Origin of the sequence: Microcoleus sp. w2-18bC1 (assembly GCF_036700365.1) — a bacterium.
In the GTDB taxonomy this organism is placed as follows: Bacteria; Cyanobacteriota; Cyanobacteriia; order Cyanobacteriales; family Microcoleaceae; genus Microcoleus.
The window spans coordinates 55,719-63,076 of the sequence record NZ_JAUBOS010000020.1 but is presented as its reverse complement, the minus strand read 5'-3'; the positions used below and the strand labels follow the sequence as shown (position 1 = coordinate 63,076).

Below are 7,358 nucleotides of genomic sequence, written 5' to 3'. Positions count from 1 at the left end.
GAGAAGAAATGCCCCAATTTACATTCACTTCGAGAGCAAATAGTTCTGGAGATAATTTATACATCCTTATATCATTCGTCCATAGGGGATTTACTGATCTAACAATGATGTACGCACTATTCTGTAAATCACGAGCTAAACAATAGCCGTAATTTCACGCTCGACGTGCGATCGTACACACTCTGAACTATATGGTAGTAATTAAGTAGAAGTCCCTTTTGTAGCGTGAAACCCTGATTATAACTGTATCGTTCAAAAGCTATGAAAGTCTATTAATTGCTTCCACAGGTTGTGAAACGGCATCTGATCTCTATCATACTTCCTCTCCCCCGCCTTTGTAAGTCGGAAAAGTCGGATCGGAAAGTCGGAAAAGTCGGATCTTGCATAATCTAGTGACAATGCGCTGGGAGTGACAACCCGCCTGAAACCCTTATGGGATAAAGATTTAGCCCACTTGCTGAAGCTTTGAGAACAGCTATATCTTATAGATTTGTGCGCTGGCTGCAATAAAATATAAACGCCCAAGCGGCATATAAAGCCAGTTTTGGCTTGGTTTGGGCGTGAAACGCAGTTTTTGTCGCGTTAAGGCAATCATTTCTGGGACGCAAGAAACTCTAGAACTGCTAGAGAAACAGCCAGAGTATCAGGCGATGGCTTACGCCTACGGACAAAGTAACGATTTTGCGATTCCCAACGATTTGGTTTTGGCAAACGCAATTCAAGCTTTACGGGAAATTTATCACGCAATAGTTGAATCAGAATGCTATTTTCCTGGTTGTGAACGTGAAATACCCTCAACTCACGAAAATATTAACGTCTTTGATTTACTGGGCAGTTAAAAGATATCACTTAAAGCGTCTTACCGTAGTGCTTCGCTTTTGGGCAATGATGTTTTTTCTCCATAACTATGACTATCTCTCATCAATCACATCTAAATCTAATGAGCAAAATAGCCAAAATAACTAAAAATCACATCGAATGGTTTAAGGAACCGAAGGACTGCTTTTTCTACTACGGCAGCAACTGGTGTCCGGGTTGGGCGATGGCGCTACGTGCCCCGCAAGCTACGGTAAAATTGAACTTCCGTTGGCGCAGCCCTCGCAGAGGATCGTTCCTCAATATTTCTATCTGGTAAGAAATGCTTCCGGTGACTGTCATTGGCTTCCTGCTAACAAAGCTTCTTGTCGTGGGAAAGGTCAAAGTCATCTGTTTGACAGTAGTTATATGGTCAATTCCTTTGATTGGCTTAAAATCAAGAAATTCAAGCCTATCTCCTGAAACTTTATGCACTTTCTCGCCACTAATAGCGTTGAACCAGTTCGCTACTGGTTTTTCTTATCCTCAAGTTTGTTGTGTGTTTCGCTTACTATTTTCTTGACCCGCTACAGAAAATGGTCAAATTGTTTTCTTAGGTGACAAAGAAAGTGATGAATGGGTAAGCAATTTTGAAAAAGCTTAGTTTTTTGATACTCAAAAGAGTGCAAATACTAAAGCAACAATTTTAACCAGTAATTTTGTAGCTTGCTAGTTTTCCGCTAATTATCTTTCTGTTATTGCCGTTTTCTGGTCATAAACCCCTTAGCCAAATTTAATTTTTGTTTCTACCTTATTTGTAAACAAAAGTCAACTTTTTGCCGTCAAAAAGAGAAATAAAATTGAGATGATATACTAAAAAAACAATTTATCGCTCGATACCAAGCTCGATTACCACCATGACAATAACAGCAGGATTCGCAACAAAAATGCTGCGGGCAACACTCGCTGACTACAACTTTTGGCCCCAATCTGAAAGCGATTCACCGCTTTCGATTAAAAGAGCTAAACTGCCATTGGATGAAGCAGCAATCCTCAGCAGAGATGCTGCAATGCGGAGAGCTGCAATCAAGGCGATGAATCCCCTCGCTCCTAGTTACAAAGCTCCGGCGACACGACGCATTGAATACAAAACTTTAGATGAGCTGTTTCAACCTTTGATCAGAAACTCTTTGACAGAGTTAGTAGGGATGGCAACCCAAGGTTTGGCGATGGAAGAGCCTGTTTTCCCAGAGACAGTATTTAGCATTTTGATGCCGATCGAACAGGTTGAATATCTAACTGAGCTTTACCAAACATTCACTCAGTTGCAAAATACTAAAGTCATCATGGTTCACGACGATGACGGTGACAACACAAGCCCTGATGCTTACACAACTCTGATGATTGCTGGAGAATCAGTGGAATCTGAAGTTATCCTAGCTCAGGCTCTGCTGATTCAAACCTGATAAGCGCCAAAGTTCTTTCTCTCTCTTGTTTTTAATCTCTTTTCTGGTATTGACTACAGAGAAGAGATTAATTCTCGTGTATTCACAAATTAAATAAATAATCATGGCTATTAGAATCACCGCCCCAAATCAGCCAAGTATTCAATTAAACTCTTTGCCTTATTCCTTACCTGTTACTGCGATCGCAGACAGTAACACAAATACTGACGTTCGATTTAAACTCAACGGTACAGTTGTCGGCACAGACACCACAGCAACCAATGTCGGCACGACGGCTGCGCCTCAATATCAATTTGGGATGAGTATTACAATTAATACTCCGGGGAATCATTTAATTGAAGTTGAGGATATTACTGGAACAGCTCCTGTCACAGTTCGATCGACCGCTCAAATAAATTTTGAAGTTAAGCTAAATACTCCAACAATTGCGCTACGAGATCCTATTCTTTATTCAGGGCAAACTGTAGTAGTTGCTGATGTCGCATATCCGCCAACTAACTCTTTTGTCCGTTTCACTCTCAATGGCGCAATTATCAAGGAATCTCCTTGGATTCCTTACGAAGCAGCCATTACACAAAATGGAACTCTACGTGCTGATTTGATGGTTGGTACGAGTGTTGTTGCTACCGCTTCTCGTGAGGTTTCTCTTATTCCTCCAGAGCCGGCTATCGTTGGGCCGACTGGGCCAGTCGGGCCAGCAGGGCCTCAAGGTCCGATCGGTCCTCAAGGAATTCCCGGCCAAAAGGGCGATCGCGGTGATGTTGGCGCAACTGGTTCGATCGGTGCAACTGGTAATCCTGGCGCTCCTGGCCCTCAAGGCATTCAGGGAAATCCCGGTGCAACTGGTGCGGTCGGGCCGATCGGACCTAAAGGTGATCAAGGAAACCCCGGCGTAGCAGGTTCTCCCGGTGTAGCCGGTGAAAAAGGCGAACCAGGCAGTCAAGGAATTCAGGGAATCCAGGGCCCGATTGGTGTAACAGGTCAAGTCGGACCTCAAGGCAATCCAGGAATTCAAGGTGAACCGGGCGAACGTGGTTTACCCGGAACTCCCGGCGCTTCGGGTGCTGAAGGTTTACAGGGTGTGCCTGGAATGGTCGGCCCGAAAGGTGATAAAGGCGATACTGGTAATCCAGGAATGCAAGGCGTTCCCGGTGAAAAAGGCGATCGAGGCGATCAAGGTCTAGTTGGCGCTACTGGCTCTCAAGGAAATCCAGGTTTAACCGGCCCACAAGGTGCTCAAGGAATTCAAGGCGAACGTGGGGACCAAGGCATTCCCGGTGAAATTGGCGCAACCGGCCCGGCAGGCTTAACCGGCCCGCAAGGCGCTCCCGGCATAAAAGGCGATCGTGGCGATCAAGGCATTCCCGGCACGGTCGGCGCGACTGGCGATCAAGGTTTAACCGGCCCGCAGGGTTCCAAAGGCGATCGAGGTGATCAAGGAATTGCTGGCGATATCGGCCCTGTTGGTCCGATCGGTTTGACAGGCCCGCAAGGTTCTAAAGGCGACCGTGGCGACCAAGGAATTCCCGGCGAAATAGGCGCGATGGGCCCGAGCGGCTTAACCGGTTCGCAAGGTGCTAAAGGTGATCGTGGCGATCGAGGAATTCCGGGCGATGTTGGCGCAACTGGCGCAACTGGCCCGATCGGCTTAACCGGCCCCGCAGGTCAAAAAGGCGATCGCGGTGATCAAGGCATTCCAGGTCAAATCGGATCGCAAGGTATTCAAGGCGTTCCCGGCGCTAAAGGTGATCGCGGAGAGCAAGGAATTCAGGGTATACCGGGCAATATCGGGCCGGCTGGTCAAATGGGGCCGGCTGGTGCAACCGGAGCGCAAGGTGCTCAAGGACCACAAGGGATTCAAGGGCGACCCGGTTTGATTTGGCGCGGAAACTGGAACGCGACGACGAGCTACGTCATGTTTGATTCTGTCGCCCACAACGGCAACAGCTATATTGCCAACGCACCAAGCATAAATTCTGCACCGCCGTCGGCTGCTTGGACTTTGGGAGCTAAACAAGGCGACCAAGGTATCCAAGGAGTTCCCGGAGCTAAAGGTGATACTGGAGCGATCGGGCCTACTGGTTCAACTGGCGCAACCGGAATTCAAGGTGCAACTGGTGCCGTTGGAGCGCAAGGGCCGACTGGTCTTAAAGGTGATACTGGCGCAACTGGCGCAACTGGCGCAACTGGCGCAACTGGCGCGACTGGCGCAACTGGAGCGCAAGGAAATCCCGGTATTTCTGGGCAGGTAGGGCCGGTAGGACCGATCGGACCGAAAGGCGATACTGGAGCAACAGGGCCAGCGGGTAGTGCTGGTACAGGTATTGTCTGGGGTGAATGGGTCAACATCCCCGTACTAGCTGGAAGTGGAAATTTAAGAGTCCGTCGATCTGGAAATTTAATCCATCTGCAAGGAGGAACGCAAATAACAGCACCGAATACTAGCGGAACGCCTAGCATTACTTTAGCTAATACCCCATCAGGATTTGGTGTTGCACAGAGCAAACCGTTTGCTGTTTTCGCGAATCCATCTTCAGGAACTCACATTGCTGTAGGTACTGTCACTTATGCGAGCTCACTCATTCTTTTGAATTTCTCAAAAGAAGCTGGAATGATAAGCACGTACTACGCGATCGATCAACTCATCTCAGTTGATTAATAGATAGCAAATCGCTCTGTTTTACATAAAACGGAGCGATTTGCTATCTATTGTGCAATGTTAAGTCACAACCACACAAACTAATATGCTTCCACAATTAGCTAATACTTACAGTCCAGCAAAGGAATATCCTACAGGTTTCTGGTTTAGCAGTCCTAAGCTCAACGGAATTCGGTGTGTTTATCAAAGATTTGGTGCAATAAAGGGACTAAGAAGTCAGACTTTGAGTACGCGATTTGTTGGACTCGATCGCCTTGAGTTAGCGTGTCAAAGTATCTGTGATGCTAATAATCTGTCGTTTCTTGATGGTGAATTGTTTATCCCTGGCAAAACACTTGATGAACTTACGGTGCTGGTGCGCGAGCGAACCAACTATGACCTTGCTGATAAGTTTGCTGTAGAGTTTAGAGTTTCTGCTGTTGTTGAAACAACAAATCCTAATCTGACAGGGCATCAAATGATTACTTTGATGCGACAAAACTTCCCTCCGCTGGGAATGGTGAGCTTTATACCTCAAGAATTGATTCGCAGTACACCGCTCGGAATTCTTGATGAATATACAAAAATAGTGAATTCTGGGATTTCTGATGAAATATTTCTCAGAAATCCTGATTCAGTTTATTCAGAAGTACGATCGGACAACTATCTGAAAGTGAAGGGCATAACAAGCGGAATTTTTACTGTTGTTGGATTCACTCAAAATCCTGTAGTGAATTTCGTCAGTTATATGTCCGTTGAAGGGATGGTAAATGGAGTTAATAAAATTACTCGTGTTTACGGTTTAAACGATGAAGAAGAGCAGGATCTCTGGATGAATAGAGATTCTTACATCGGCAAACAAGTTCAGATAGTTTATATGGGGCTAAGTGCTACAAGAAATCTCCGAACCCCTGCTTTAGGTCGATTCGTTTAAGGAGAAAGTTTAAATAATGTTGCCACAATTAGCCAATACTTACAGCCCAACAAAAAACTATGGGGTTGCTCAATGGTTTAGCAGCCCCAAACTGGATGGAGTGCGGTGTCTCTATGAAAATCAAAGCAGTGGATTGAGAAGTCGATCGGGGCTGACTCGATATTCAGGATTGACTGAGATTGAGGAAATCTCCGAAAGTATTCGATCGACTAACGATCTATCCTTTATAGATGGTGAATTGTACATCCCTGAAACTCCTTTTGATGTAATCTCAGGAATTGTCCGCAGCAGAAAAACTGTAGAATCTGTAGTAGCAAATAAACAAAAAGTTCAGTTCCGCATCTTTGCGATCGGGTTCAATCAATTCCCGACAATGGAGACAGTTCATGAAGTAGATCAGGTCAAGCAAATTTTCCCGGCAATGGGGAAACTTAGCTACGTCCCTCAGAAATTGATTGAAAATAATCCTTTGGTAATCCAAACTGAAGCTGAATTGGTCAAAAGTTCTGGACTCTCGGATGAAGGGATAATCCTACGGAATCCGAACTCTGTTTACTCCGGGGTTCGATCGAACAATCTCCTAAAAGTCAAAAACTTTGTAAAGAATAACTTTACGGTGGTTGGCTTTACCAAAGGTAGTGGCAAATATGCAAAGTCTCTGGGTAACTTACTGATTCGGGGAATGATTAACGGTCAGACCATCAATAGTCGAGTCGGCACAGGATTTACTGACTTGGAGCGATCGACAATATTTGCCAACCAAGCTGATTATTTAGGCAGAACGCTGGAAGTGGTTTATCTTGGTGTGACTGCTACAGGCTCTTTACGGCATCCAGTATTCTCGACATTTGTGTGAACCAAAATAGAGCAAGAAAAAAGCTTGAGTATTGTACATCTACTCAAGCTTTTTTCTGTCTGGTTCAAAACTATTTGACGATTCCTACAAGTTCCGGCACTTTCCCCGCTAATTTCCAGCCTGTGCTAGGCGAGTAAACCGGAGTGCTAGCGTTAACTCCCCAGCCCGCTAGTTCACTTGTTGGTACTTCAACGAAGGAACTGTCAGGAGCTTTGATTTGCCAGGTTTGCTCAGGATGACTCAAGGTTTTTTGCGCTAGCAAGTCGGCTGGAATAGGAGGAGGTTGAATGCCTGCAACAGGAGGAACAGGAGCAACAGGAGCGACAGATTGAGCAGTAGATTCAGCAGCAGGTGCAGGCTGTGGTTGGCTTGGATCAGGCTGAACTAAAGTCAAAAAGGATTTGCTGAAAGTCAACTTAGGTCTGCGAGAAGCTTTAAAAGTGATAGCTTCTCCAGTCCGAGGGTTGCGTCCTTGACGTTCAGGTCGATCGGTAGCTTTTAAAATCCCTAACCCTTCCAATGGTAGTTTTTCACCATTGCGAAGAGTGAGTGACATGAAGGCTACTGCTGAATCCCATACCGCGTTAACGGTACTTTCAGAAAATCCAGTTGAAGCTTTTACGTGGTCAGTTAAGGCAGACATAACTAATGTACTCGACAAGACTAATG

General features: G+C 45.6%; 7 protein-coding genes. 5 read left to right on the top strand and 2 right to left on the bottom strand.

Annotated elements, in window-relative coordinates:
• Positions 1–560: 560 nt before the first annotated feature.
• Entirely contained in the window at positions 561–839 is a 279-nt protein-coding gene (locus QT979_RS13615) for a hypothetical protein (protein WP_333142293.1), read from the top strand.
• Between the two features lie 172 nt (positions 840–1,011).
• On the opposite strand, the gene QT979_RS13610 is transcribed toward QT979_RS13615, so the two are convergent.
• Positions 1,012–1,158 carry a hypothetical protein gene (locus QT979_RS13610; protein WP_333310517.1) on the bottom strand — a complete coding sequence of 49 codons (147 nt, stop codon included), beginning with the start codon at positions 1,156–1,158 and terminating at the stop codon, positions 1,012–1,014.
• 554 nt (positions 1,159–1,712) lie between these two features.
• Between QT979_RS13610 and QT979_RS13605 the strand changes: the two genes are divergently transcribed.
• The 4 genes from QT979_RS13605 (at position 1,713) to QT979_RS13590 (ending at position 6,689) form a co-directional block, all read left to right on the top strand.
• Positions 1,713–2,261, top strand: coding sequence for a hypothetical protein (locus tag QT979_RS13605; protein WP_333310515.1), 549 nt, complete (start codon positions 1,713–1,715; stop codon positions 2,259–2,261).
• A 103-nt stretch (positions 2,262–2,364) separates the two neighbouring features.
• Positions 2,365–4,920 carry a hypothetical protein gene (locus QT979_RS13600; RefSeq protein WP_333310513.1) on the top strand — a complete coding sequence of 852 codons (2,556 nt, stop codon included), beginning with the start codon at positions 2,365–2,367 and terminating at the stop codon, positions 4,918–4,920.
• A gap of 85 nt (positions 4,921–5,005) precedes the next feature.
• Complete coding sequence (locus QT979_RS13595; protein WP_333310512.1) at positions 5,006–5,833, top strand: hypothetical protein; 828 nt, start codon at positions 5,006–5,008, stop codon at positions 5,831–5,833.
• 16 nt (positions 5,834–5,849) lie between these two features.
• Positions 5,850–6,689, top strand: a complete 840-nt coding sequence (locus QT979_RS13590) for an ATP-dependent DNA ligase (RefSeq protein WP_333310510.1) — start codon at positions 5,850–5,852, stop codon at positions 6,687–6,689.
• Positions 6,690–6,759: 70 nt separating this feature from the next.
• On the opposite strand, the gene QT979_RS13585 is transcribed toward QT979_RS13590, so the two are convergent.
• Complete coding sequence (locus QT979_RS13585) at positions 6,760–7,350, bottom strand: HU family DNA-binding protein (protein ID WP_333310508.1); 591 nt, start codon at positions 7,348–7,350, stop codon at positions 6,760–6,762.
• Positions 7,351–7,358 lie beyond the last annotated feature (8 nt).